Raw genomic sequence first — 25,846 nt, 5'->3', positions numbered from 1 at the left:
AGTAACACATGGCTAAGAAGACGATCCGCGTTCATACCCCATTCGATTTCCAGTTTGAAGACGGTACCAGCCAGCGCTTTGAAGCAGGTGAGCACACCGTTGATGACAAGGTTGCCGAACACTGGTTTGTCACCGCGCACTCTGACATCACCGGCAAAGCTAAGGCCAGCACCGATACCAAAGAGTTTCAGGCGCAGATTGACAGCCTGACCGCGCAGATTGCGGAAAAGGACAAGGCTTATGGTGAACTGCAACTGACTGTTGCAGACAAAGATCAGGCTATTGCTGACCTGACCGCGCAGATTGAGGCGCTGAAAGCCCCTGTAACCGAACCAGCACCGGAAACAGAAGACAATGGCAAGAAACAAAAATCTGCCGACAGTAAGTGATTTCCGCCGCGACTTCCCGCAATTCAGTGACACCACGAAGTATCCCGATCCGGTAATTCAGTTTCGCCTCAATCTCGCCGACACGCTGATAGATGGCTCAGCCATGGGGGAAATGTTCCCTTATCTGGCTGAGCTGTTCGTCGCGCATTACATGGTGCTTTATGCATCAGATACGGCGGCCGGTGCGCTTGGAGGTGCGGGTGGCTCTACGAGTGGCGTGGTTGCTTCGAAGTCGGTTGATAAGGTCAGCGTGAGTTATGACAACAGTTCAACACTCAACGCTGATGCCGGTTTCTGGAACTTTTCACGCTACGGGGCTGAGTTCTGGCAGATGCTGCAATTCTTCGGTTACGGCGGGATTCAGCTATGAGATCAGGCCTGACCATTCGCGCTGACGCTGCGCAAGGCATCCTGGACGCCCTTAAAACCCTTGTAAACAAGGATGTTCTAGTGGGCGTCCCTGAATCTAAGGATTCCCGCGACGATGGCGAATTTGGCAATGCCGGTATCGGCTACATCAACGAGAACGGTTCTCCGCAGCAAAACATTCCAGCACGACCACACCTGAAGCCGGGAGTGCGATCGGTGGAGCAGGAATATCTGCCCCACCTGAAAGCTGCCGCTCAGAAGGCGCTGGAAGGAAATGCGGAAGGGGCGATCACTTCACTGGACAGGGCAGGAACGGTAGCGGCCAATGGCGTTAAGCGTTACATCACGATCACCGGATTCACACCCCTTTCTGACGTGACGCTGGCGCAACGCAGAAAACGCGGTCGAACCGGCAACAAGCCGCTCATTGATACCGGCGAATATCGCCGCGCTATTACGCACGTTGTGAGGGATAAAGATGCCGAATCTTGATGTTACTGACGTGCTGCTGTCTCCAGAGTTCCTCGATACGACGCTCACTGTTAAGAGAAATGTCCAGACAGTTGATGGTGATGGATTCCCCAGCAACGCAACCACTGTGACGCCGTTTGGTGGCGTGGTAACAGTTGACCGCTCACTGGAAGCCCGCCGTATGCAGGCCGGACAGGTCATTAACGGAGCAATCCTGATAGTGACAGTTTTCCGCCTGACCAGCGGCAATACCGGGATTGATGCCGACATTGTCACTTATCGCGGGCGAGAGTATCGCGTCACGTTCGTAGACCCATACACGGCCTACGGTGCGGGCTTCGTTCAGGCTCACTGTGAGCTACTGCCATTTGACGGAGGCGCAGGTGAGTAACGACAGCACAGCGCCTGGCTATCTGACACCGCTCAGCGCGGCGCAGTCTTACGACGAACTGCTGGAACGCGAGCTAAGCCGCTGGGTGAAAGCAATATCTGGTTTGCCCGATGGCATGGTACGCCCACGCTGGACGCCAGTTCAGGCAGCGTTGCCGGCGGCGAATGAAAACTGGTGTGGATTCGGCATTATTGGCCTCACCTCGGACAATGCGCCTGCATTTGCACAGCAGACTGACGATAGCAATCAGCTATGGCGGCATGAGGTGATCGAAATGCTCGCCTCATTCTACGGTCCGCAGAGCCAGTCTATTGCCACGCTGTTCCGTGACGGAATGACTATTGAGCAGAATAACGAAACCCTCAAACAGAATGAGTTGTCGCTTGCTGATTACAGTGAATTGACTGCTTTTCCTGAGCTTATCAACAACCAGTGGGTGCGCCGGTATGACATCACCGTGCGCCTGCGCCGCAAAATTATCCGCGAGTACGGCATTAAATCGCTGGTCGACGCGCCAGTATCATTCTTTGGAGATTAATCTATGGCACAGGGCTTACCTGTATCCAACGTTGTAAACGTTGACGTGATTATGGCGGCGACGGCCGCGACGGGGCGAAACTTCGGTTCGCTGCTGATTCTCGGCACCTCCACGGTTATCCCTGTGTCAGAACGCATCCGCCTTTACACTGACCCTGATGACATTGGCGAGGAATTTGGTGAAGACAGCCCGGAATATGCTGCCGCGCTGATCTACTTCTCTCAGTCACCCGCACCAACTCAGGTTTACGTGGGGCGGTGGGCGAAAACTCTTGAGACGGGTGAATCTGGTAGCGTCGAGACGCTGGCGCAGGCTATCACCGCAGTTTTGCAGTTCACCAACTGGTACGGACTCGGAATTGCTGATGATGAAGACCTGACCGCTGCTGAGATTACCGCCACAGCAGCAGCTATTCAGGCATCAAGCCTGAGCCGCGTGTTTGCCGTCACGTCTGAAGATTCAGGCATCATCGACTCTGCATCGACAACTGACATTGCTTCCACGCTGAAAGCAGCAGGATACGGCCGCACCTTTGTGCAGTATTCGACGAAGAGCAAATATGCAGCGCTGTCCGCGTTTGGTCGTGCCTTTACGGTCAACTTCACCGGTAACAACACCACTCTCACCTTGAAGTTCAAAACTGAGCCGGGCGTTACATACGAAACCCTGACCAGCGCGCAGGCTGCTGCCATCGATGCGAAAAATGCCAATGTCTACGTTTACTACGCGAACGATACGGCTATTCTTCAGCAGGGCGTTATGTCCAACGGCGACTTCTTCGACGAGCGTCACGGGCTGGACTGGCTGCAGAATTACGTGCAGACCAACCTTTACAACCTGCTTTACACCTCAACCACCAAAATCCCGCAGACAGAGGCCGGGATTACCCGCCTGCTTTCAAACGTTGAGCAGTCGCTGGATCAGGCCGTGTCAAATGGGCTGGTTGCTGCAGGAGTCTGGAATGGTGGCGAAATCGGGCAAATCACAGCGGGCGACACGCTCACTAAAGGCTATTACGTTTACGCTCAACCATTGTCAACCCAGTCGCAGGCTGACCGCGAAGCGCGCAAATCACCGCTGATTCAGGCAGCTATCAAACTGGCTGGCGCAGTTCACTATGCCGATGTGCAGATCAACGTTGTTCGCTAAGGGGACATAAATGGCGACTTATAGCTTTATGGACGTTGTCGCGTCCCTTACCGGGCCGACAGGATCAATTGACCTTGGGTATGGTTCTGCCAACTCTGAGGAAGGCATCACCGTCACCATGACGGAATCCAAAAACACCATGACCATCGGCGCTGACGGTGAAGTGATGCATAGTCTGCACGCGGGCAAGAGCGGCACGATGACCGTGACCTTGCTGAAAACATCCCCGGTCAACAAAAAACTGTCTCTGATGTACAACGCCCAGAGCCTTTCCTCAGCGCTATGGGGCAACAATGTGATCGTTCTACGCAATCATGCGTCAGGCGATATCACCACCGCCCGCGCTGTAGCATTCCAGAAGCAGCCAGACCATGCAGATGCCAAAGTGGGCAACACCAAATCTTGGGTGTTCGACTGCGGCAAAATCGACCAGGTTCTCGGGGAGTTCTAACGAATGGAATTTGAAATCAAAGGTGTTCAGTATCGCACTAAAAAACTGAGCGTATTCGATCAGCTGAAGGTCACTCGCAAACTGCTGCCGGTTCTCGCCGGCATCATGCCAGACATGCAGAGCATTAAGGATGCCCTGCCGAAAGAGGGTGACGAAGCAGACCCGCAGGCGGTTTACGCCGTGCTCGAGAAGGCGTTGCCGAAAATTGCCGAGATGCTGGCTGACATGACCGAAGAAGATACCAATGCGATCATCTTCCCGTGCCTGTCGGTAGTGTCGCGCAACCATGGCAAGGGCTGGACTGCTGTCATGCAGTCAGGCGAGCTGATGTTTGATGATATCGACCTGATGAGCATGCTGCAGATGGTTGGCCGCGTGGCGGGTGACAGTCTGGGAAATTTTTTGCCCGCAGCCCCCGCCAGCGAGACGCAGCCCCTTCCAGCGGCTTAACGCTCGACACCCTTCCTGATGGCGAGGATTACCTGATGCGCCCGGTGGATGCCGGGTACATCAGCTATACAGCGCTGAAAGACGGGTCAGTTGATCTCGCTGACATTGCCAGAATGAATGACTGGCTCGATCTCAAAGCCGATAACAATGCCCGTATTCGCCGCTGGGAACAGGACAATCAATGAACGCTGAAACCATCAAAGACTTCCTTGTTTCCCTCGGCTTCCAGATTGATGAGGCCGGGGCGCGCAAGTTTGATTCGGTCGTGGCAGGCACCACTGCTCAGGTAGTCAAAATGGGCGTGGCCGTTGAGGCTGCCGCTCTTTCTGTCGTGGCATATACTGCAAAAATCGCCAGCGGACTGGATAATCTCTACTGGGCATCACAGCGCACAGGCGCGACAGTGGCTGGCATCCAGCAGATTGGCTTTGCAGTTTCACAGATGGGCGGCACGGTTGAAGGCGCTCGTTCATCGCTGGAAAGCCTGGCAAGGTTCATGCGCAATAGCCCTGGTGCTGAGGGCTTCCTGAATCGACTTGGGGTGCAAACGCGTGACGCCAAAGGCAATATGCGCGACATGGCCAGCGTCTTTACTGGCGTCGGCCAGCGCCTTAGCAATATGCCTTATTACCGCGCCAACCAATATGCGCAGATGCTGGGCATTGACGAAAACACCCTGATGGCAATGCGTCGCGGTGTTGGTCAATTCAGCGCTCAATACTCTCAGATGGCGAAGGCTATCGGGTATAACGCAGATCAGGCAGCCGTAAGCTCAAACAAGTTTGTTACTTCTCTGCGCTCGTTCGGCCAGATGGCTGGCATGGCGCGGGATAAAATCGGGTCGAACCTCGCTGAAGGCCTGTCCGGTTCAATCGACACTCTGCGTAAACAGATTGTCGATAACTTCCCCAAAATTGAAGGGGTCATAACCAGCGGTGTTAAAGGTCTTCTCTGGCTTGCCGAGGTGATTGGCCGCGTTGTCTGCCGGCTTATTCAGGCCGGTGCCGATATCATGTCCTGGTGGTCATCGCTGGATAAGTCGACCCAGCGCCTAATCGAGATTTTTGGTGCGCTGATTCTCGCCTGGAAGTTACTGAATAGCGCCTTCCTGACATCGCCTATCGGCATCATAACCGCGCTAGGCCTTGCCATTCTTGCGCTCTATGACGACTACAAGACGTGGAAAGAAGGTGGCAAGTCTCTCATCGACTGGAAGAAGTGGGAGCCGGAAATTACCAACGCCATTAAGGCGATTGATGATCTGAAAAACCGCGTGATGTCATTGCTTGGCATCGACCCTAAAACGTGGTCAGCAAAATGGGACCTGAGCAACCTGACCGAGAATCTCGGTGGTCTGGCAAAAATGCTGGACGGTATCGCAAGGCTGCTTAACGCGATTAAAGATGGGCGCTGGAAAGATGCCTACTCAATTGGCCGCGAGATTATGCAGCAGAAGGGTAATTCCGATGCTATGCCTCAGGTATCCAGTAGTGCCAATGGTGTGGCTGACTGGATAAAAGGAAAAACGGGATTCGATCCGCGCAGCATTGGGCGTTATTTCACAGGCGATGATGCTGATGGTGACCTCAAGCGCGGAGAGCGAAACAACAACCCCGGCAACCTGAATTTCGTGGGGCAGGCAGGAGCATCACTGGAGAAGCCAGGTGGACGCTTTGCGAAGTTTGAGACGGCTTACGATGGCCTCAGAGCAATGGCTCGCCAGCTAACCCTGTATGCTCAGCGCGGTATCAACACGGTAGAGGGAATCATTTCAACGTGGGCGCCTTCCTCCGAGAACAATACCGGAGCATATGTGAACGCCATAGCCTCAAAGCTTGGCGTTAACCCCAATGCTGCATTGAACCTCCAAAACCCTCAGGTGCTTTCACAATTGATGGATGGGATTATCCGCCATGAGAACGGCAGGAATATCTATCCATCCGAGCTGGTCAATCGAGCGGCAGGTGGAGGAGCAAGCCTTCATCAGGAGACGGTGATAAACATCCATGGCGTTTCCGATCCAAAAGAGGCTGGAAATATCGTGGCTGATAAGCAAAATCAGGTTAGCTCTCGAGCTACACAGCAGCTTATGAGGAGGGGTGGCTGATGGATGTTTTGTCAGTACTGCTACATCAGCGATCAAGGAAGATCGGCATTATCATTCCAGACGTCGTTATTTCTGAAAAGCATAGTGACGTGCTTGAGATAACAGAGCACCCTGTCGAAAAGGCAACCAGTAGCGGCGCAGGGTTTGTTGCTGACCACGCCTACCGGCGAGCATCCGAGTTGGTTATGGAAGTTGGATTCTCCGGTGGTGGCTCCCTGCTTGATGCTGTGGATACTTCAGCTATTGGCCTTTCACTTGGGGATGGTCCCAAGGAGATATATAGCCAACTTCTTGAGTTGCAGCGCAAAAAAGAGCCATTTGACGTAATAACCGGTAAGCGGATTTACAGCAATATGCTAATTCGTGTTCTGGATATTACGACTGACCGCACATCAGAAAACGTCTTGATGGCCAGTGTGACAATGCGCGAGGTTATAACAACTCAGACGCAAACCATCACGGGGGCATCCCAAGAGAATATGACGGAGGGAGCCAACACCAGCGCCGTGCAGGATGCAGGGGTGAAGTCTGTCAAACAACCAAACCAGTCTTTGCTTAGCAGAGCTAAAGACGCTGCACTGAGCCTTTTCTCATGACGATCTCCGAAATCCCTTTGCAACCACAAAACCAAACTTTCACCACCACCATTGCGGGCACCATCTATAAGATGACAGTCGTGTGGCGTGATAGTTGCTGGTTCCTCGATATCTATAGTGCAGACAGCGTCATGCTTATTGGGGGAATTCCTCTGGTAACGGGCAGTGACCTGCTGAGCCAATTCTCTTATCTTGGATTAGGTTTCTCACTTTTTGTGGTTTGCGATACCGATGGGCAAGACTATCCGACTCAGGACGATTTGGGCATTGCCAGTCATCTGATGGTATATGTGGAGTAACAATGTCAAAAAACTGGATGCGCCACTTTGAATTGCAGTTGCTTGATGACAAAGGTAACGGAATTTCGCTTACTGATTTGAAAGTCACCTTCACCATCCAGAAGATGCCTGCAACCATCTTCAACGGATTTGTAGGTGACTTCAAAATCTACAATCTCTCTCAGGAAACACAGAGTCGCATCGCACGACAGGAATTTAGCCGCATTCAGGTGATTGCTGGTTACAACGGCAGTCCTGACAGTGCAGGTAACTATCCTGACCAGAATATCGGCACAATCTTCAATGGCGATATCAGGTTTACGGTGGCGGGGAAAGACAATATTACCGATTCATGGATCCTGCTTCAGTGCATTGATAGTTGGCAGGGCCATCTTTACGCCGGTGTCAGAACTACGGTGGCGGCCGGATGGAAATACTCCGACTTGTTCGCTGCAGGGATGAAAACCTATGAGCCGTTCGGCATAACAGCAGGCGCTACCCCTGATTTTCCTGATACCGTTTTCCCGCGTGGCAGAGTGCTTCTCAGCAACACAGCCGATCTCATGAATAACATTGCTGGGCAGTGTAAGGCTGACTGGTGGTATGAAAATAATCAGGTGCACATGGTGCCCGACACCAAGTACATCGACGAGGTGGTGGTGCTTAACGCGGATACGGGGCTTGTCGGGATGCCGCAGCAAACCATGGGTGCAGGGGTAAATGTGCGATGCCTGATAAACCCATCTATAAAATTGGGCGGACTTGTAAGGCTGGACCAGGCATCTGTCTACAGGACATCTTTGAGCACTGAACAGATAGCCGGTAGGCAAGGCGCTGGAGGCATCCTGTCAGAAACAGCCACTGACGGTAACCTCTATGTCGATGGATTGGCTGGCGCGCAACCGGCCGCAATTAATACCGATGGCGATTACATTGTAGGCAGCATTGATTATACTGGTGATACGCGAGGGCAAAACTGGTATATGGACCTACTTTGCTTAGCTAAGGGGGCCAGAGAGCTCCAGAGCGTGTCAACTATCAATAAGGTTGCCTAGTGCATATTATCAAAGCTGCATTATATATATCCCTGATTCTCCCAATAACGACTATGGCTGCATCGCAGTGTGGACCATTCTTTTTAAAGGGAGAAAATGACGGCCTGATGCACATAAACGGTCAGGCACCAGAAACTCAGAAAATGACCTTCCTCAAGCAGAAGGATGATTTCGACAACGTCATGATGCAGTGGATGCTACCTGATGCGAATGTTGGCCGCTGGCTTGGACTCGATTATGTTAAGCGAAATGGAAAAGCTATCCTGAACGTAGAAGTTATCCGCAGCAACATGGACGAACCTCGTCAATTCTGGACCTACGACTGCAAAAGGGTGAGTTGATGGAACCGGGAATTTTATTAATTGTTTTTGTCATTTGTTTAATCATCTACAAAGCGCGAAAAAAAAGGCGCTTAAAAAAAGAAGACATTTTCTTATCTAATCACGAAAAACGAAAACGTATATCTTACCCAAAAGCCAAACATAAAGATGGCCGAATTAAAACTCCTCAAGAGCGTGAGCAGGATTTAGAGAATTATCTTCTCGATCTAGCTAGAGCAGGTAAAGACTCAGCTAAAGCTGAGAAGATAAAACATAAGCGGCTTGGGGCCACTCATTATATATGGCGGTCGGCGGACGACGCAGACACCTGCATTGAGTGCAAAAAAAACAATGGGAAAAAGTTTGCCTGGGACAGGCCACCAAAAACTGGTCACCCAGGTGAAGGATTGTGTTGCCCAAGAAATCTCTGCAGATGTTACCCTGAAGCCATTATTAAGTAGCCCACCATTCGGTGGGTTTTTTTATGCCCGGAGAAAGTATGCCTGTATCCCTTAATTCTCAAGTTGGCAGCAGCGAGCAGATGAGCGAGCAATTGTACAACAGCATCTTCTCTATGTTGCGCGTCTCTCTGCCTGGCATCATCGAATCCTACGACCCGATCGCCAACACCTGCACTGTGCAGCCAGCTCTGAAGGGCCAGACAGCTGATGAGCTTGGCAACTACACCTCTGCGCCGCTGCCGCTGCTGGTCGATGTCCCAGTAGTGTTCCCGCGCGGTGGCGGCTGCTCAATCACGTTCCCGGTTAAGGAGGGTGACGAGTGTCTGGTTGTCTTCTCCGATCGCTGTATCGATTTCTGGTGGCAGAGTGGCGGTGTACAGGAGCCGGTCGACCCGCGCCAGCATGACTTATCCGATGCCTTCGCTTTTGTAGGGCCGATGTCGCAGCCGAACGTGATCAGCAACATCAGCACAACCACACTGCAGATGCGCACCGATGACGGGGCTGCATACATTGAACTTGATCCAAACAGCCATGCTATCAATCTGGTAGCGCCAGGCGGCGTAAATGTCACAACGCCGCTAGCCAAGTTCAGCAAGGCGGTGACCATTACCGGCTTGCTGACATGGGCGGGCGGAATGGTGGGCAGCATTGCAGCCGGAACGGCCGCCAAAATAACCGGCGCAATCCAGTTTATTGGCACGCTCACATCAAACGGCAAAGACATCAGCGACCAGCACACGCATAACGGCGTTCAGACTGGTAGCGGCAATTCCGGCAAGGTGAACTGATGCGATACAGACGCGAAGATGACGATGGTGATTACACCTTCGGGCAGGGTGATGACACCTGGCTGATTAACTCTCCCGAGGCGGTGGCTCAGGCAGTTAAAACACGATTCCTGCTCTGGTACGGGCAATGGTTCCTCGATACGACCGAAGGTACGCCGTGGATTCAGTCGGTGCTGGGCAAGCAGAAACCGGAAACGTACAACCTTGCCATACGCCAGCGCATTCTTGAGACGCAGGGAGTTAACACGATTCAGTCATTTGATACCAATCTCAACACCTCATCACGCCGGGTAGTGTTCACGGCGACCATCGACACCATCTACGGAACGACGACCGTCACAAGCGAGGCATAATGGCTCTTGATCTAGACACGCTGGGGCTCTCCGCTACGGTGACCGCCTCAGGGATTAGTGCGCCTGATTACCAGACGATACTTACATCCATCACCAGTTATTTTCAGCAGATATACGGCGCCGATGCCTACCTCGACCCGGACAGCAAGGATGGACAGATGGTGGCATTGGTGGCGCTGGCTATCCACGACGCCAACAACACAGCGATTCAGGTCTATAACTCGTTTTCACCCTCAACCGGGATGGCCGACGCCCTGACGCGGAACGTCAAAATTAACGGCATCTCGCGTAAGTCGGCGACCAATTCAACGGTTGACGTGACGCTGACCGGTACCGCAGGAACCACGATCACCAATGGCTCAGTTAAAGACGCCAACGGCATCATATGGAACCTTCCAGCGAGCGTCACGATTGATACTGGTGGCTCAGTCATTGCTACGGCTACCTGTGCTAATTCCGGCGCTGTAGCGGCAGTGATTGGCTCAGTGAGCCAAATAAACACACCAACGCGGGGATGGACATCAGTCACGAACGCTAGCGCCGCAACTATCGGTACTGCTGTAGAAACTGACTCCGCTCTTCGCATCCGTCAGGGTCAGAGCGTGGCTCTGCCATCACTGACGCCGTTCGATGCAGTGGATGGCGCACTGGCAAACATTGATGGCGTGACGCGGCACAAGCTGTATGAGAACGATACCGGCGCGATTGATTCGAATGGACTGCCGGCACACTCAATTTCTGCGGTAGTCGACGGCGGTGATGCGACCGTCATTGCACAGACAATACGTGGCAAGAAGGGGCAGGGCGTGACTACGTACGGCACTACCTCAGTGGCGGTAGCCGACACTTACGGTAATCCACACGTAATCAGCTTCTACCGCTCCACCGATGTGCCGATTTACATCTCACTGGCGCTGAAAGTATTCACTGGCTATACAACGCAGATTGGCGAACAGATTAAGCAGGCGATCGCCGACTACATCAACAGCCTTCTGATTGGTGATGATGTACTTCTTAGTCGCGTTTACTCCCCAGCTAACCTCGGCGTTGTCAGCGGCGGAAATGCCAAATATTACGATATTTCGTCACTTCAAATTGGCAAAAGCGCAGGTGCGGTGGCGTCGGCCAACGTCGATATAGCATTCAATGAGTCGGCATCTTGCTCTACAACCAATATCGCGCTCACGGTGACATCATGAGTAAGTACACCGACCTGATAACTAACTACCACGCTGGAAAGCCTAAGTTTGTAGCCCATGTTGACCTTTCCACCCGTCCGCTCACTGATTCTTCAACATCGCTGCAAAGCCTGATATCTGCGTTCGATATCGACAGCGCGGTGGGCGTGCAGCTGGATGTTTTGGGCGAGTGGATTGGGCGTAAGCGCATCGTCAGCCAGCCTATTAGCGGCGTCTACTTCTCGTTTGATACCGACAGCCTCGGCTGGGACCAGGGCATATGGCAGGGGCCTTATGACCCGGATGCTGGCTATACCAGCCTTAGCGATGACACGTACCGCATCGTGTTGAAAGCAAAAATAGCGATCAACAACTGGAACGGGCAGAACGATTCTCTTCCGGCAATCCTAGAAAAGGCGCTGGCCGGTTCTGGCCTGAAAATGCAGATCGTTGACAACCAGGACATGACCATTTCGGTATGGGTATTTCCTGAGGTAGATATTAGCCTGGTTTCACTTGAGCTACTCGCCGCAATAAAACAGGGCTATCTTACTGTTAAAGCTGCTGGAGTCTGGGCTGGTGATATTCAAATACCTTCAATTGAAACACCTTCCGTGGGAAGTCGCTTTTTTGGCTTCGACATGGATAACGAATATATCGCCGGATTTGATGATGGCGCATGGGAGAAAATACTTTAATGGCCTCTAATAACTTCAAACCCTTCGCCGTAGGCGCAGGAGCAAATGTTCTATCCCAAGCAGAATGGGAGTCACTAGCCGCACTCGCCTCAGGATTTACTTCAGGAAAAGCGTCTTCTGCTCAGGTCAACAAGGCACTCCGTCAGGCGACCACAATTGCGGCAATAATTGCCCAATTCATATCGGATCAGAACGCTGCTGATGTTCTAGATAATGGAGATACAACGACACTCCAAACGCAGCTTAAAAGCGCTCTTACAGCCTATACGCCTGGCAGATTGTTGGCGATTAAAACCTTCAGTGCTAGTGGTACATACACACCTACCAATGGAACAAAAAAAATACGTGTTCGCATATGGGGTGGAGGTGGAGGTGGCGGTGGAGTCAGTTCAGCAGCGACTGCAGGTGCTGCTGGTGGCGCTGGTGGAGGTTACACAGAATCTTTGATCACTCTATCGACGATAACCGTTCCGGTATCCGTAGTAGTAGGTGCTGGTGGCTCGTCGGGAAATGCCACGGGAGGGACTGGCGGGGCAGGAGGGTCATCATCATTTGGTAGCTTAATTACAGCAAGTGGCGGTGGCGGTGGCGGTGGCACGACAGGATCAACAGGTGGTAGTACCCCCACAGTAGTTGGTAATGGTAGTGGAGGAAGTATTTTTAATATTTTGGCACAGGGAGGGCAGGCTCCAGTTTCAGTAACTGGTGGTTCAGGCGGAGCATCATTCTCATCCTTTGGCGGCACAGGACATTATTCTTCAGGATCTGGGGCTGGAGGATTTCCCGGCGGAGGTGGTGGCGGTGCTAATGGTGTGACTACTGCAGTCACCGGGGGAGCTGGCGGGGCTGGTTATGTAATCATCGAGGAGTTTGCATAATGGAAATTTTTACATATGCTCTAATAAAAGATGGGGACACTAAAGTCGAAAACACAATCCTTTGTGAGGAAGATTTCATTTTGGATGGGTATTATAAAGTAAAAATTGAAGATGGTGTTTTTTGTGAGATTGGTATGCAATACAATGCCAAGAAAGGAACATTCACAAGCTAAGAGAACTTCATGCGGCATATTAAAGAACTAGATGGATTAAGGGGGCTAATGTCATTGTGGGTTGTGATAGGTCACTCGGTGTCAAGTCTCCCCCGATTTAGCTTTGATGTGCCGCAATCCCTCTATGTGTCTCAGGCAGTGGATGTTTTCATTATTTTAAGTGGATTTGTTATAACTCTTTCCTTAAATAAACGTTACGACATAAAAGGCTATGCTATATCTAGAGCGCTAAGGATATATCCTTTATATTTATTTGTTTTGACGTTAAGTATATGCATCATGCCATTGCTGCAAAGCAGCCTTGAAATTTTCGGGTCAGGAAACTCTATACCAAGAAGGCTGGAGATAATTACAAATTACTATAGCCAGCAAGGCAAGCATATTTTATCGCACGTGTTTTTACTGCAGGGCCTCATACCTAACTCTATACTACCTGATGCGAACTTAACGCTTGTTCCCCAAGCATGGAGCATATCACTGGAAGCTCAGTTTTACGTGTTGGCTCCGTTTGTGGTCTTTGCATTTTCTTATAGAAATACTGTAGGGATCATCTTTGGAAGCGTTTTGTGTGCGGCGTTAATCGCTTTTTCTAGCGGTTACTCGGATGGGTTCATTGGTCTTGCTATTCCTGAGTTCTCAATTGGTGTTTTATCCTACTACATACTCAAATCGCACTATGCTTTAAATGCAAAACTATGTGCGTTATTTATTTTATCTATGCTCTTGTCATTTATCGATGACAAGTCAGCCTTTCCTTTTATTTTGTGGTTTGCCGTTATTTTATCAGCGCTGATATTTCCATTGTCCAAGTACAATATATTGAGCAGAATTTTAAATAGTAATCCAGTTCAGTATTTAGGAAAAATATCCTATTCTGTATATTTGTTACACCTGATCATTCTTTTTGTGATGCTAAGGTTTTTCTCTCAGTATAAGGGATTTCAACTCACTTATTATGTTTTGCCCATAACTGTGATTGCACTAACCGTGCTTGCATCATCTGTTACATACAGATTTATAGAACTTCCCTTCATGAATATTGCAAAAAAAATGTCCAATAAAAAATCTTCTTTTATCGCTAGCCGTGGCACGTGAACAAAAAAGCCCCGGCGAAGGGGCAGCTTAAGACCGCGTCCATCTTCATGCAGGCTGCGGGGTGTGTGGTTAAAGCTTAGTCACTCACCCCAGCCCTCCCCACCTAAATTTCCTTCCTCGCCAATCCCTTCGCAAAAACCCCCATCAATCGACTTGATCGATCCTACCGATCGATATTACTGTATTTATATACAGTATCTATCGGAGGGTTTGTCATGCCACGCCAAAGCGATATCAATCCATCATTCAACGCAGCAATCACGCTTGATGCGGCAGGGCGGCGCACTATTACCACAGCCGCGTTTGTTAAAGAGCTTGCTGCGCATAATCACATCTGGACGCTTAAGCAGGCCAATCGCTGGATTGAGGAGCAGCAGTGCGATTTCAAGGACATCTCAACGGAAGAGGGTGAGCGCCGCACATTCATGATCCGCAACATGGGAAGGGTTCGCTAATGGGCTTCCCTTCACCGGCGCAGGATTACGTCGAGAGTCGGCTCGACCTTAACGCGTTAATGGTGCTGCGGCCAGCAGCGACGCTTTTCATCCCCACGGCTGAAGGTCTGGTGCTGGTCGACAAATCAGTAAGGCCGAAAGAGGGTGATGTCATTTACTTTGAGGCGTGGGGAACATTTCAGATCGGCAGGATGGGCAAGCACCACATCGTGTGCCGCGACGGCGAGAGCATCGAAGGTGACGCGCTGGAAGATGTGGTCATTGTCGGCATCGTGACATTCGAGGTTCTGCACATGCACGAGGAGAGCAGGCCGACGATCTGAAGGCGTTACAATTCGCTCTACCCACATTTCTATCGCCACGCTAGAATACCCTCCTGCTTCTTCGCATTAGCTGTATAAAAAGAGGCCAGCAAAATTAAAACAGGATAACCAGCAGGATAAGAAATCCGGTGATGATGATGAAGGTCTATAAAATTCATAAGGTTGCGGCTTAAATGCGGATATTGCTGAGTAACGATGATGGAATTCATGCGCCGGGTATTCAGACGCTGGCGCGTGCTTTACGTGAGTTTGCCGAGGTGCAGGTTGTCGCGCCCGATCGCAATCGTAGCGGCGCATCAAATTCGTTAACGCTGGAAACGCCGCTGCGTACTTTTACGCACGAAAACGGTGATATTGCGGTGCAGATGGGCACGCCGACTGACTGCGTGTTTCTCGGCGTCAACAAGCTGATGCAGCCGCGTCCCGACATCGTGGTGTCCGGCATCAATGCCGGTCCAAATCTTGGCGACGATGTGATTTACTCCGGTACCGTCGCTGCTGCGATGGAAGGGCGCCATCTGGGCTTGCCTGCGCTCGCCGTCTCGCTCAACGGACATCAGCATTACGACACCGCCGCATCCATCACCTGTACGCTGTTACGCGCGCTGTCGCGTGCTCCGCTGCGTACTGGCCGCATTCTCAATATCAATGTGCCTGATTTGCCGTTAGCGGAGATCAAAGGTTTCCGCGTTACCCGCTGCGGCAGCCGTCATCCCGCCGATCAGGTTATCTGCACCGAAGATCCGCGCGGCCAGCCGCTCTACTGGATTGGCCCGCCGGGGCAAAAGCTGGATGCAGGCCCGGATACCGATTTCGCTGCGGTGGATGCGGGCTATGTTTCGCTGACCGCGCTGCATGTGGACTTGACCGCGCATGCAGCACAAGAGGTATTAAGTGACTGGCTGATCCAGGCAGAGGTAAAACTCGCATGGTGAATCGCCGCATCGAAACGCTTTTGGAGCAACTGCGCGCGCAGGGCATTCATGATGAACACCTGCTGAAAGCCATTGCTGATGTGCCGCGTGAGCGTTTTATCGATGAGGCGTTTGAACATAAAGCCTGGGAAAACGTTGCGCTGCCAATTGGCAACGGCCAGACCATCTCTCAGCCTTACATGGTGGCGCGCATGACCGCCTTGTTAGAGCTGACGCCGGAATCGCGCGTGCTGGAAATCGGCACCGGTTCTGGCTATCAGACCGCTATTCTGGCGCATCTGGTTAATCATGTTTATTCCGTTGAACGCATCAAAGGCTTGCAGTGGCAGGCGAAGCGCCGCCTCAAGCAACTCGATCTGCATAATATTTCTACCCGACATGGCGATGGCTGGCAGGGCTGGGCGACGCGTGGCCCGTTTGATGCCATTATCGTGACCGCCGCACCACCTGAAATTCCGACTTTGCTGATAGCGCAATTAGGTGACGGCGGCAAAATGGTGCTGCCGGTTGGCGAGGATCAGCAGGTGTTGAAGCGTTTGCGTCGTCAGGGCGATGAATTAATTGAAGAAATCATCGAGCCCGTACGCTTTGTGCCGTTGGTTCAGGGCGATCTGGCCTAGGCCACCCTTACGCAATTCTTCACAACTGTTACATGGCACGGCACAGTTGATATTGTTACTATCCTTGTTTATCAATGCTAAAAACCGTTTTTAACGTTACGCGCAGTGGATAATGCGGTTAACGCCGTTACACATTTATATTCAGGGTTGCCATCACGGGGGATCAGTGAGCATGGGAAGCACAGCATTTCAATTACGCCGTTTGGCGGCACTTTCTTTGGTAGGTTTTTGGCTGGCGGGCTGTAGTTCTGGCGATAATACACAGGCACCTATTAGCCAGATTGGTGGTAACAGCGGCGATAGCGGTATGGCTTCAGCCCCAAGTGGCGGCATGATCTCTTCGCAAAACAGCAGTGTGCCAGCGATGCCGCATGGCGGAATGTTAAGCGGCGGCACACCATCGGCGCAACCAACGGGTGGAATGGTAAGTGACAATAATAATGTGGCCACAGAAAATGGTCGCATTGTGTACAATCGCAATTATGGGAATATTCCTAAAGGTAGCTACGGCGGCGAAACCTATACCGTCAAACGTGGCGATACCTTGTTCTATATTGCCTGGATTACCGGCAACGATTTCCGCGATTTGGCACAGCGCAACAACATCGCAGCCCCGTATGGCTTGAATGCCGGGCAAACGCTGCAGGTGGGTAACGGCAACGGCCAAACCATCACCGGTGGAAACGCTATCACCGTAGCTGATGCAACTCAGGGCGGCGTGCCAGTTACCCCGAGCCAGACGCAAATTAAATCCACCCCTGTTGCACAGCAACCTGTTATTACGTATTCTGATGATTCGGGTAATTCGTCGGGTAGCAAATTGCTGCCGTCGAAAGGAGCAAATAATGTGGCAACGACCACAGCTCCGGTTGTCGCACCACCTACAGTCAGCAGCACGACTAACAGCACAACTCCAGTGGGAAGCTGGCGTTGGCCGACTGATGGGAAGATCATCGATAACTTCTCCGCTGCGGAAGGCGGAAACAAAGGGATCGATATCGCCGGTTCGCGTGGACAACCTGTTGTCGCCACAGCTTCGGGAAGAGTGGTGTACGCAGGCAACGCGCTCCGTGGGTACGGTAATTTAATCATCATCAAACACAATGATGACTACCTGAGCGCCTACGCCCACAACGACTCTATGCTGGTCCGGGAACAACAGGAAGTTAAGGCGGGGCAAAAAATCGCTACCATGGGTAGCACCGGTACCAGTTCAGTACGATTGCACTTTGAAATTCGTTACAAGGGGAAATCCGTAAACCCGTTGCGTTATTTACCGCAGCGATAATCCGGCAGAACCTTGGTTCTGCCCTTGGATCACGGGTAGGAGCCGCTAATGAACCAGAATACGCTGAAAGTTAACGATTTACATGAAGATGCGGAATTCGAGGAAAACAACGGAGCTGAGGTTTTTGATGAGAAGGCTCTCGTTGAGAACGAACCTGGTGATAACAACGACGTAGCGGAAGAAGAGCTGTTGTCACAGGGTGCGACGCAACGCGTTTTGGATGCGACGCAGCTTTACCTCGGCGAGATTGGTTATTCACCGCTGCTGACGGCAGAAGAAGAAGTCTTCTTTGCGCGCCGTGCACTGCGGGGTGACATTCCTTCTCGTCGCCGCATGATTGAAAGTAACTTACGCTTGGTAGTAAAGATTGCCCGTCGTTATAGCAATCGTGGTCTGGCGCTGCTGGATCTGATTGAAGAGGGTAATCTCGGCTTGATTCGCGCCGTAGAGAAGTTTGACCCAGAACGTGGGTTCCGTTTCTCAACTTACGCCACGTGGTGGATTCGTCAGACAATTGAACGGGCGATCATGAATCAAACCCGTACCATCCGTCTGCCCATCCACATCGTTAAAGAGTTGAATGTTTACCTGCGTACCGCGCGTGAACTTTCGCACAAGCTCGATCATGAGCCAAGTGCCGAAGAGATTGCCGAGCAGCTAGACAAGCCTGTTGATGACGTGAGCCGTATGCTGCGTCTCAATGAGCGCATTACCTCGGTCGACACACCTTTGGGTGGCGATTCCGAAAAAGCGCTGCTGGATATCCTGGCCGATGAGAAAGACAACGGCCCGGAAGACACCACGCAAGACGATGATATGAAACAAAGCATCGTTAAGTGGTTGTTTGAACTGAATGCCAAGCAGCGTGAAGTGCTGGCACGTCGTTTCGGCCTGTTAGGCTATGAAGCGGCAACGCTGGAAGATGTAGGCCGTGAAATCGGGTTGACCCGTGAACGCGTACGTCAGATTCAGGTGGAAGGACTGCGTCGTCTGCGTGAGATTCTGCAGACACAAGGTTTGAACATCGAAGCACTGTTTCGCGAATAACAGAATACGTGGGTAACACAAGAAGCGGTGGTGAAAACCACCGCTTTTTTATTGGATAAAAATGAACACACTGATTCTGTTATCTCATTATGAAAAATTTTAACGCCATCACGTAATCCCTTTCCTACGTAATATAAAGATAAACGTAAATTAAACGCAGTAGATATTAATTAAACATCTAATAAATGCACTTTTTATCTTGCTCTCATTTAATAAATTGTAATGCTGCGCACGACTTTCTTTGCGATATTGCCATTATTCCTTTATTTGTGTCTCTCCCATAAAAGTTTTTAGCTCCATGCTATGCCATTTTCTTGCTCGCTGTATCACCAGGATATTCAGGTAATGAATAATTAAAAGGGAGTGAGAAGAACAATGAGTGTGCAAAGCAGTAGTACAAATTCACCATACTCCAAAGTTGTGTTCGGTATGCCAATATCTCTGCTATGGGGATATATTGCGATGGCCATTTTCATGACCGGCGATGGGATTGAACTGGCTCATCTTTCACGATATCTCTACGATCTCGGCTATGGAGAAAAACAGGTTTCATTAGTTTTCACCGTTTATGCATTAACTGCTGCGGTCTCAAGTTGGCTTTCTGGTGCGGTCAGTGAAATTTATGGTCCTAAGAAAATCATGCTCACCGGCGCTATTTGGTGGATGGTTTTACATGCCGTATTTGTTTACTTCGGTGTGAGTGAAAATAACTTTATCTGGATGTTGGTCAGTTATACGCTGCGTGGCTTCGCTTATCCGCTGTTCTTTTATGGCTTCTACGTATTAGTGGTGCAGCGCACGCCTGAGCATCGACTTGCCTCTGCTACCGGCTGGATATGGTCGATGTTTACCATTGGTTATGGCATCACGGCGTCCTTCCTTTCTGGCCTTCTGGTTCCTGAAATTGGCTTCATTAATACGCTTTGGCTTTCACTGCTGTTTGCTGCGGTGGGCGGCGGGATTATATTCCTTACGTTTAAAAATCAGAGTGAAGAGAATCTAAATAGTGAAGGCGTCAGTCGCAAAGAAAAGTTACGTGAAATATCGCGTGGAATAACCTTGATCTTTGAAGACCGCAGTATGTTCTTTGCGTTGATAACGCGCATCCTATGTAATGTGGCATTATTTGGCTTGCCGGTTTTTATGCCGATATATTTTACCCGTGAGTTAGGTTTCTCTACTAAAGAGTGGGCGACTATCTGGGGCGTATTCTTCCTTGTGCAACCGATAACCAATGTACTTTGGGGCATTATTGGCGATCGCATTGGCTGGATTTTTCAAATGCGCTGGTTTGGTTTCTTCGGATGCACGATTACCACTGCTGCTTTCTATTATTTACCCTCGCTTTTCCCTGGCAATCTGGCGTTGGCCATCGTCTGCGCGCTGTTATTAGCTTTAACACTCACTTCCTTTGTGCCGATGGGAGCAATATTTCCGATGCTGGCGCCGCAACATAAAGGCGCGGCTGTCTCGGTACAAAATCTGGGCGGTGGTTTCGGTAATCTTATTGGCCCGGCGGTTGCCGCACTGATGTTCGGTCTGTCATTTGAAATAGAGCACGTGATTATTACTTTCTCTCTGCTCTATTTTGCCGGCGGCGTGATGACATTCTTTATTCGTAATCCCCAACCAAAGTTAGAGCGTAACGCGGCATTAAAGACAACCGCTACCGAATCCGAATAAATACCCTCAATGAAAAGGATAGCAACATGACAACACTATTTTCACTGCAAAATAAAGTCGCCATTGTCACCGGCGCCGCATCGGGAATTGGCTACGCTATTGTTCGCTGTTTAAGTGCTGCGGGCGCGCAAGTCGCGATGGTTGATCGCGCAGAAGAGGTCAAATCGGTTGCCAACAAGATGGACAATCCTGCGCGAGGTTACGTTTTCGATCTGGCTAACGTCGAGGCGCTTGGCGAGCTGGTAGAGCAAATCCATCAGGATTTTGGCCGTATCGATATTCTGGTCAATAACGCCGGTATTGGCATGCTGGAAGCCGTCGGCGAAGTGCAACTCGCCAGTTGGAATACCACGATGTTGATTAACATGACTGCACCATTCTTCCTTGCTCAGCATTGTGCCCGCTATATGAAGGAACAAGGTTTTGGCCGTTTGATTAATATCTCCTCACAGGCCAGCGTCATTGCGCTCAATGAGCACGCGGCATACTGCACCAGCAAATCCGGCATGGTTTCTTTTACGCGCGTGTTGGCAGCAGAATTGGGGCCGTTTGGCATTACCGCCAATGCTATTTCACCTACGGTAGTTGAGACGGAATTAGGTAAGCGTTACTGGCATGGGGAGCGAGCCGAGCAGATGAAATCGAAAATCCCTTCGCGACGTTTTGCCACGCCAGACGAAGTCGCGAGCACGGTGCTGTATCTCAGCAGCAATGAAACGGCCATGGTCAATGGCGAGAATTTAGTGATCGATGGGGGATATAGCGTGATTTAAAGCTGGGCGATTTTATTGTGATTAGCCTGCTGATATTGCTCAACACCAGGGAATTGTAATACAGAAAAATCGCCCACCCAGAATTTGAAGTCTGGGCGGGCGATTAACTACACCAGCGTTTTCAAGCGATAGATCCACTCAAGCGCTTGTTTAGGCGTTAAGCTATCTGGGTCCAGAGCCTCGAGAGCATCAACCGCCGGTGAGGTTTCCGCCACCAGCAACTGCATTTGCGAACCTTCCACCGTGGATGCGGCAGAGCTGCCAGATAACGCTTCAAGTTCCTTCAGTTTATTACGCGCGCGCTTAATCACGTCCTTCGGCACGCCCGCCAGTGCCGCCACCGCGAGACCATAGCTCTTGCTTGCAGCGCCATCCTGCACGCTGTGCATAAAGGCGATGGTGTCTCCGTGTTCGACCGCATCCAAATGCACATTCACCACGCCTTCCATCTTTTCCGGCAGCGTGGTCAGCTCGAAATAGTGGGTGGCGAACAGCGTCATGGCTTTAATGCGATTCGCCAGACTTTCAGCGCAGGCCCATGCCAGCGATAAACCATCATAAGTTGAGGTGCCGCGCCCGATTTCATCCATCAGTACCAGACTGTTTTCGGTGGCGTTATGCAGGATGTTGGCGGTTTCCGTCATCTCCACCATAAAGGTTGAGCGTCCGGAAGCCAGATCATCAGCGGCACCGACGCGCGTGAATATGCGATCGATTGGACCGATGACCGTCTCTTCCGCTGGCACATAGCTGCCAATCCACGCCATCAATGCAATCAACGCTGTCTGACGCATATAGGTACTTTTACCGCCCATATTGGGGCCAGTGATAATCAGCATGCGCCGCTGCGGTGAAAGTGAAAGCGGGTTAGCGATAAACGGCTCTTTCAATACCTGTTCGACCACCGGATGGCGGCCCGCAGTAATACGGATGCCCGCTTTTTCTTGCAGCACAGGACGGCAATAGTTCAGCGTCCAGGCGCGTTCGGCCAGGTTCGCTAACACGTCCAGTTCAGAGAGTGCTGCCGCACTGATTTGCAGGGCTTCAAGATGCGGTAGCAGGCGGTCAAACAGCTCATCGTAAAGACCTTTCTCCAGTGCCAGCGCTTTGCCTTTCGAGGTCAGAACCTTATCTTCATACTCTTTCAGTTCAGGAATGATATAGCGTTCAGCATTCTTCAGCGTCTGGCGGCGAACATAGTGAATCGGCACAAGATGGCTTTGACCACGACTGACCTGAATGTAGTAGCCGTGAATCGCGTTAAAGCCAACTTTCAGCGTATCCAGCCCGAGTTTCTCGCGTTCACGGATTTCCAGACGATCAAGATAATCGGTGGCGCCATCAGCCAGCGCACGCCATTCGTCGAGTTCAGCGTTGTATCCGGGAGCGATCACGCCACCGTCACGTACCAGCACCGGTGGTGATTCAATGATCGCGTGTTCCAGCAACTCTCGCAGCTCGTTGAATTCGCCCATTTGCGATCGCAGATTGATTAATTGGGTAGCTTCAACGCCTTCCAGTTGCTGGTTCAACTCTGGCAACTGCTGGAAGGCATGGCGCATACGTGCCAAATCGCGTGGGCGCGCGGTGCGCAGTGCCAGTCGCGCCAGAATTCGCTCAAGATCGCCCACCTGACGCAGTACCGGCTGCAACTCCTGACTGAGCGATTGCAGTTCGGCAATAGACTCCTGACGACGCGCGATGGTCGTAACATCACGCAGCGGCATGTGCAGCCAGCGTTTCAGCATACGGCTGCCCATAGGCGTAACGGTTTTATCCAGTATCGCCGCCAGCGTGTTTTCAATGCCGCCAGCCAGATTCTGCGTAATTTCCAGGTTGCGGCGCGTAGCAGCATCCATGATCACGCTATCCTGCTGGCGCTCCATGCTCAGCGAGCGAATATGCGGCAGCGAAGTACGTTGCGTGTCTTTGACATATTGCAGCAGGCATCCTGCAGCGCGCAGCGCCAGATGGGCCTGCTCAACGCCAAAACCACTTAAGTCGCGGGTGCCAAATTGCAGATTAAGCTGCTGGCGCGCCGTATCGATTTCATATTCCCACAGCGGACGGCGACGCAGGCCACGGCGTTGATCGATCAACGTCATGGCCTGGAAATCTTCGGGATAGAGCAGTTCAGCCGGATTGGTGCGCTGCAGTTCTGCTGCCATCGTCTCCAGATCGCCGGGTTCACTTAAGCGGAAGCGGCCAGAACTGATGTCCAGCGTTGCATATCCAAAACCACGTTGGCTCTGGAAGATAGCGGCGAGCAAGTTATCCTGGCGCTCTTGCAGCAGGGCTTCATCGCTGATGGTGCCGGGCGTAACGATACGCACCACTTTTCGCTCAACCGGGCCTTTGCTCAAGGCAGGATCGCCAATCTGCTCACAGATCGCCACCGATTCGCCGAGTTGCACCAGTTTCGCCAGATAGCCTTCAACCGCATGGTAAGGCACGCCCGCCATAGGAATCGGTTCACCGGCAGAGGCGCCGCGTTTGGTCAGGGAGATCTCCAGCAGCTGCGAGGCGCGTTTCGCATCATCGTAAAACAGCTCGTAGAAATCGCCCATGCGGTAAAACAGCAGGATGTCAGGATGATCGGCCTTCAGGCGCAGGTATTGCTGCATCATCGGCGTATGGCCACTAAAGTCCATTTGCTCTGCTCCTTTCATCTCATTCTCACTCAACGTTCATTCTTTTAATTACCTGAGGCTGGGTCAATGCAGCCCGGAAGTGTCGTTATCGTGTGGACGGATAACGAAAGCGGGATATTACCATTTTTGCCACCGGACCTTCATCCGCCAGCAGGGCTTTATGGCTGCCGACCATAACAAATTGCTGCAAACGGTAAAAAGCAAAATTTAATGAAAAAGGTAAAGTGTGGAGCCGTTTCGCAAATTCACGTTGTAACCGGCTGAAACTGGCGAGAAACGGTTAAATTTTAAGATATTGCTCTGTATGTCACTCCGATGAACGATTACCATGAGTGCTTCCGGTTTCACCTGGCTTATGGATATCCAATGCGTTTTAAGGTTGCTCTTCTTCCGCTTATTACTCTGCTTGCTGCCTGCAGCAGTAAGCCTGCATCCCACCAGCAGCCCGCCGTTGTGCCTGCACCTAAAGGCGGTTTTTTGCTGGAACCTTCACACGCGGTTCAACCGATGTTTGGCGATTTTGCGGGTAACCCTGCCGCTGAACAGTTCATTGATCAAATGGTGGCCAAACACGGTTTTAACCGCGAACAGCTGCACGCGGTGATTGGCCAGGCGAAGCGTCTGGATTACGTACTGCGCCTGATGGACCAGCAAGCGCCGAGCTATACGCCGCCAACCGGACCGAACGGAGCATGGATTCGCTATCGCAATAAGTTCATTACGCCGGATAACGTGCAGAATGGCGTGGCATTCTGGAATCAGTATCAGGATGCGCTGCAACGTGCGCAGCAAGTTTACGGTGTGCCGCCGGAAATCATTGTTGGCATTATCGGCGTTGAAACGCGCTGGGGCAGGGTAATGGGCAAAACGCGCTTGCTGGATGCGCTGGCAACCTTGTCATTTAGCTACCCGCGTCGCGCAGCTTACTTCAGCGGTGAGCTGGAGACCTTCCTGCTGATGGCGCGTACAGAGCAAGACGATCCGCTGGATCTGCGTGGCTCCTTTGCCGGTGCGATGGGTTATGGACAGTTCATGCCATCCTCATATAAGCAATATGCGGTCGATTTTAATGGCGATGGTCATATCAACCTTTGGGATCCGGTTGATGCGATTGGCAGCGTAGCCAACTACTTTAAAGAACACGGCTGGCGTGCGGGCGAAAACGTTGCAGTGCCAGCCAGCGGTCAGGCTCCAGCGTTGGAGAATGGCTTTAAAACCAAGTACCCGGTAAGCACCTTAGCCGCGAGTGGTTTAACGCCACAGGGATCGCTGGATGGTAACTCTCAGGTAAGCTTGCTGCGTTTGGATCTCGGCACCAGTTATCAATATTGGTACGGCCTGCCCAACTTCTACGCCATTACGCGCTACAACCACAGCACCCACTATGCAATGGCGGTGTGGCAGTTGGGTGAAGCCGTGGCTAAAGCACGTCAGGGCAGCATGTTTTAATGCTGTCCATATAAAGTGTGAGGGTATAAGATGGCGCCCCTTTTGCGGTGCCATCTTCACCGCATCCGACTTCAGAGGAGCGCTTATGAGTACCTTACCTGCCTGTCCTGTATGCCAAGCCGATTACACCTGGCAAGATGGCGAGAACCTGAATTGCCCATCTTGCGGCCACATCTGGACGGCAAGCGCCGATGATGCAGTTGACGGCTTGGTGGTGCGCGATGCCAACGGCAACCTGCTAGCGGATGGCGACAGCGTAACTGTCGTGAAAGATCTCAAGGTTAAAGGCAGCTCTTCCACGCTGAAAATTGGTACCAAAGTCAAAAGCATTCGCTTGGTCGAAGGCGATCACAACATTGATTGCAAGATTGATGGCTTTGGTCAGATGAAACTCAAATCTGAGTTCGTCAAAAAGAACTAATCACAGGACG

At 51.5% G+C, this 25,846-nt stretch carries 33 protein-coding genes; 32 read left to right on the top strand and 1 reads right to left on the bottom strand.

Translation table 11 applies throughout. The features are described 5' to 3' along the window. The first annotated feature begins 8 nt into the window (after positions 1 to 8). The 30 genes from VIJ98_RS15375 to VIJ98_RS15230 all read left to right on the top strand — a co-directional run bounded on the left by VIJ98_RS15375 (position 9) and on the right by VIJ98_RS15230 (position 21,315). Positions 9 to 389: a hypothetical protein gene (locus VIJ98_RS15375; protein WP_323274799.1), complete on the top strand. Its 381-nt coding sequence runs from the start codon at positions 9 to 11 to the stop codon at positions 387 to 389. Continuing rightward, on the top strand, positions 355 to 759 hold the full coding sequence (locus VIJ98_RS15370; RefSeq protein ID WP_323274797.1) for a DUF4054 domain-containing protein: 405 nt from the start codon (positions 355 to 357) through the stop codon (positions 757 to 759). Before VIJ98_RS15375 ends, VIJ98_RS15370 begins: the two co-directional genes overlap by 35 nt. After that, a complete protein-coding gene (locus tag VIJ98_RS15365; protein WP_323274795.1) occupies positions 756 to 1,250 on the top strand; it encodes a hypothetical protein in 495 nt (164 codons plus the stop codon). Before VIJ98_RS15370 ends, VIJ98_RS15365 begins: the two co-directional genes overlap by 4 nt. Further along, on the top strand, positions 1,237 to 1,620 hold the full coding sequence (locus VIJ98_RS15360; protein ID WP_323274793.1) for a head-tail adaptor: 384 nt from the start codon (positions 1,237 to 1,239) through the stop codon (positions 1,618 to 1,620). Before VIJ98_RS15365 ends, VIJ98_RS15360 begins: the two co-directional genes overlap by 14 nt. Further along, positions 1,598 to 2,158 carry a hypothetical protein gene (locus tag VIJ98_RS15355; protein WP_323275854.1) on the top strand — a complete coding sequence of 187 codons (561 nt, stop codon included), beginning with the start codon at positions 1,598 to 1,600 and terminating at the stop codon, positions 2,156 to 2,158. Before VIJ98_RS15360 ends, VIJ98_RS15355 begins: the two co-directional genes overlap by 23 nt. Positions 2,159 to 2,161: 3 nt before the next feature. Continuing rightward, positions 2,162 to 3,307, top strand: coding sequence for a DUF3383 family protein (locus VIJ98_RS15350; RefSeq protein WP_323274791.1), 1,146 nt, complete (start codon positions 2,162 to 2,164; stop codon positions 3,305 to 3,307). A gap of 10 nt (positions 3,308 to 3,317) precedes the next feature. Beyond that, positions 3,318 to 3,758 (top strand): DUF3277 family protein, encoded by a 441-nt coding sequence (locus VIJ98_RS15345; RefSeq protein ID WP_323274790.1) that lies wholly within the window; start codon positions 3,318 to 3,320, stop codon positions 3,756 to 3,758. Positions 3,759 to 3,761: 3 nt separating this feature from the next. After that, on the top strand, positions 3,762 to 4,208 hold the full coding sequence (locus tag VIJ98_RS15340; protein ID WP_323274788.1) for a phage tail assembly chaperone: 447 nt from the start codon (positions 3,762 to 3,764) through the stop codon (positions 4,206 to 4,208). Between the two features lie 35 nt (positions 4,209 to 4,243). Further along, entirely contained in the window at positions 4,244 to 4,393 is a 150-nt protein-coding gene (locus tag VIJ98_RS15335; protein ID WP_323274786.1) for a DUF6889 family protein, read from the top strand. Beyond that, complete coding sequence (locus tag VIJ98_RS15330; protein WP_323274784.1) at positions 4,390 to 6,315, top strand: hypothetical protein; 1,926 nt, start codon at positions 4,390 to 4,392, stop codon at positions 6,313 to 6,315. Before VIJ98_RS15335 ends, VIJ98_RS15330 begins: the two co-directional genes overlap by 4 nt. Next, positions 6,315 to 6,911, top strand: coding sequence for a phage baseplate protein (locus VIJ98_RS15325; RefSeq protein WP_323274782.1), 597 nt, complete (start codon positions 6,315 to 6,317; stop codon positions 6,909 to 6,911). Before VIJ98_RS15330 ends, VIJ98_RS15325 begins: the two co-directional genes overlap by 1 nt. Next, positions 6,908 to 7,210 carry a phage baseplate plug protein gene (locus tag VIJ98_RS15320; protein ID WP_323274781.1) on the top strand — a complete coding sequence of 101 codons (303 nt, stop codon included), beginning with the start codon at positions 6,908 to 6,910 and terminating at the stop codon, positions 7,208 to 7,210. The genes VIJ98_RS15325 and VIJ98_RS15320 overlap by 4 nt, the downstream gene beginning before the upstream one ends. Before the next feature lie 2 nt (positions 7,211 to 7,212). Continuing rightward, positions 7,213 to 8,244, top strand: a complete 1,032-nt coding sequence (locus VIJ98_RS15315) for a baseplate hub protein (RefSeq protein ID WP_323274779.1) — start codon at positions 7,213 to 7,215, stop codon at positions 8,242 to 8,244. 53 nt (positions 8,245 to 8,297) lie between these two features. Then, entirely contained in the window at positions 8,298 to 8,585 is a 288-nt protein-coding gene (locus tag VIJ98_RS15310; protein ID WP_323275852.1) for a hypothetical protein, read from the top strand. Then, a complete protein-coding gene (locus tag VIJ98_RS15305) occupies positions 8,585 to 9,025 on the top strand; it encodes a hypothetical protein (RefSeq protein WP_323274777.1) in 441 nt (146 codons plus the stop codon). Before VIJ98_RS15310 ends, VIJ98_RS15305 begins: the two co-directional genes overlap by 1 nt. Positions 9,026 to 9,063: 38 nt before the next feature. Continuing rightward, positions 9,064 to 9,816: a Gp138 family membrane-puncturing spike protein gene (locus tag VIJ98_RS15300; protein ID WP_323274775.1), complete on the top strand. Its 753-nt coding sequence runs from the start codon at positions 9,064 to 9,066 to the stop codon at positions 9,814 to 9,816. After that, on the top strand, positions 9,816 to 10,169 hold the full coding sequence (locus VIJ98_RS15295) for a hypothetical protein (protein WP_323274773.1): 354 nt from the start codon (positions 9,816 to 9,818) through the stop codon (positions 10,167 to 10,169). Before VIJ98_RS15300 ends, VIJ98_RS15295 begins: the two co-directional genes overlap by 1 nt. Beyond that, positions 10,169 to 11,368, top strand: a complete 1,200-nt coding sequence (locus tag VIJ98_RS15290; RefSeq protein ID WP_323274771.1) for a baseplate J/gp47 family protein — start codon at positions 10,169 to 10,171, stop codon at positions 11,366 to 11,368. The genes VIJ98_RS15295 and VIJ98_RS15290 overlap by 1 nt, the downstream gene beginning before the upstream one ends. Beyond that, a complete protein-coding gene (locus tag VIJ98_RS15285; protein WP_323274769.1) occupies positions 11,365 to 12,045 on the top strand; it encodes a DUF2612 domain-containing protein in 681 nt (226 codons plus the stop codon). The genes VIJ98_RS15290 and VIJ98_RS15285 overlap by 4 nt, the downstream gene beginning before the upstream one ends. Then, positions 12,027 to 12,923: a hypothetical protein gene (locus VIJ98_RS15280; protein ID WP_323274767.1), complete on the top strand. Its 897-nt coding sequence runs from the start codon at positions 12,027 to 12,029 to the stop codon at positions 12,921 to 12,923. The genes VIJ98_RS15285 and VIJ98_RS15280 overlap by 19 nt, the downstream gene beginning before the upstream one ends. Further along, positions 12,923 to 13,096 carry a hypothetical protein gene (locus VIJ98_RS15275; protein ID WP_323274764.1) on the top strand — a complete coding sequence of 58 codons (174 nt, stop codon included), beginning with the start codon at positions 12,923 to 12,925 and terminating at the stop codon, positions 13,094 to 13,096. Before VIJ98_RS15280 ends, VIJ98_RS15275 begins: the two co-directional genes overlap by 1 nt. A gap of 9 nt (positions 13,097 to 13,105) precedes the next feature. After that, entirely contained in the window at positions 13,106 to 14,191 is a 1,086-nt protein-coding gene (locus VIJ98_RS15270; RefSeq protein WP_323274762.1) for an acyltransferase, read from the top strand. Positions 14,192 to 14,406: 215 nt separating this feature from the next. Further along, entirely contained in the window at positions 14,407 to 14,646 is a 240-nt protein-coding gene (locus tag VIJ98_RS15265) for a DNA polymerase V (protein WP_323274761.1), read from the top strand. Further along, positions 14,646 to 14,969, top strand: coding sequence for a hypothetical protein (locus VIJ98_RS15260; RefSeq protein ID WP_323274759.1), 324 nt, complete (start codon positions 14,646 to 14,648; stop codon positions 14,967 to 14,969). Before VIJ98_RS15265 ends, VIJ98_RS15260 begins: the two co-directional genes overlap by 1 nt. Before the next feature lie 173 nt (positions 14,970 to 15,142). Beyond that, on the top strand, positions 15,143 to 15,904 hold the full coding sequence (surE, locus tag VIJ98_RS15255) for a 5'/3'-nucleotidase SurE (protein WP_154155446.1): 762 nt from the start codon (positions 15,143 to 15,145) through the stop codon (positions 15,902 to 15,904). Further along, on the top strand, positions 15,898 to 16,524 hold the full coding sequence (locus VIJ98_RS15250; protein ID WP_008104533.1) for a protein-L-isoaspartate(D-aspartate) O-methyltransferase: 627 nt from the start codon (positions 15,898 to 15,900) through the stop codon (positions 16,522 to 16,524). The genes surE and VIJ98_RS15250 overlap by 7 nt, the downstream gene beginning before the upstream one ends. 172 nt (positions 16,525 to 16,696) lie before the next feature. Then, the gene (gene nlpD / locus VIJ98_RS15245; protein WP_323274756.1) at positions 16,697 to 17,812 is read left to right on the top strand and encodes a murein hydrolase activator NlpD; all 1,116 of its coding nucleotides are present in this window, start codon (positions 16,697 to 16,699) and stop codon (positions 17,810 to 17,812) included. A gap of 48 nt (positions 17,813 to 17,860) precedes the next feature. Beyond that, positions 17,861 to 18,859 carry an RNA polymerase sigma factor RpoS gene (gene rpoS / locus VIJ98_RS15240; protein ID WP_007893257.1) on the top strand — a complete coding sequence of 333 codons (999 nt, stop codon included), beginning with the start codon at positions 17,861 to 17,863 and terminating at the stop codon, positions 18,857 to 18,859. A 375-nt stretch (positions 18,860 to 19,234) separates the two neighbouring features. Further along, positions 19,235 to 20,542: an MFS transporter gene (locus VIJ98_RS15235; RefSeq protein ID WP_323274754.1), complete on the top strand. Its 1,308-nt coding sequence runs from the start codon at positions 19,235 to 19,237 to the stop codon at positions 20,540 to 20,542. 26 nt (positions 20,543 to 20,568) lie between these two features. Beyond that, on the top strand, positions 20,569 to 21,315 hold the full coding sequence (locus VIJ98_RS15230) for a GolD/DthD family dehydrogenase (RefSeq protein WP_154155455.1): 747 nt from the start codon (positions 20,569 to 20,571) through the stop codon (positions 21,313 to 21,315). Between the two features lie 107 nt (positions 21,316 to 21,422). Here VIJ98_RS15230 and mutS read toward each other — a convergent pair whose 3' ends face one another. After that, positions 21,423 to 23,966 (bottom strand): DNA mismatch repair protein MutS, encoded by a 2,544-nt coding sequence (gene mutS, locus VIJ98_RS15225; RefSeq protein ID WP_154192296.1) that lies wholly within the window; start codon positions 23,964 to 23,966, stop codon positions 21,423 to 21,425. Between the two features lie 366 nt (positions 23,967 to 24,332). On the opposite strand from mutS, the gene mltB reads away from it, so the two are divergent. Beyond that, entirely contained in the window at positions 24,333 to 25,415 is a 1,083-nt protein-coding gene (gene mltB, locus VIJ98_RS15220; RefSeq protein ID WP_061719945.1) for a lytic murein transglycosylase B, read from the top strand. An 85-nt stretch (positions 25,416 to 25,500) separates the two neighbouring features. After that, positions 25,501 to 25,836, top strand: a complete 336-nt coding sequence (locus VIJ98_RS15215; protein ID WP_061719946.1) for a zinc ribbon domain-containing protein YjdM — start codon at positions 25,501 to 25,503, stop codon at positions 25,834 to 25,836. Positions 25,837 to 25,846 lie beyond the last annotated feature (10 nt).

The organism is Pantoea sp. S18 (assembly GCF_045689705.1).
In the GTDB taxonomy this organism is placed as follows: Bacteria; Pseudomonadota; Gammaproteobacteria; order Enterobacterales; family Enterobacteriaceae; genus Pantoea; species Pantoea symbiotica.
This window is presented reverse-complemented; position numbering and strand designations above follow the sequence as displayed.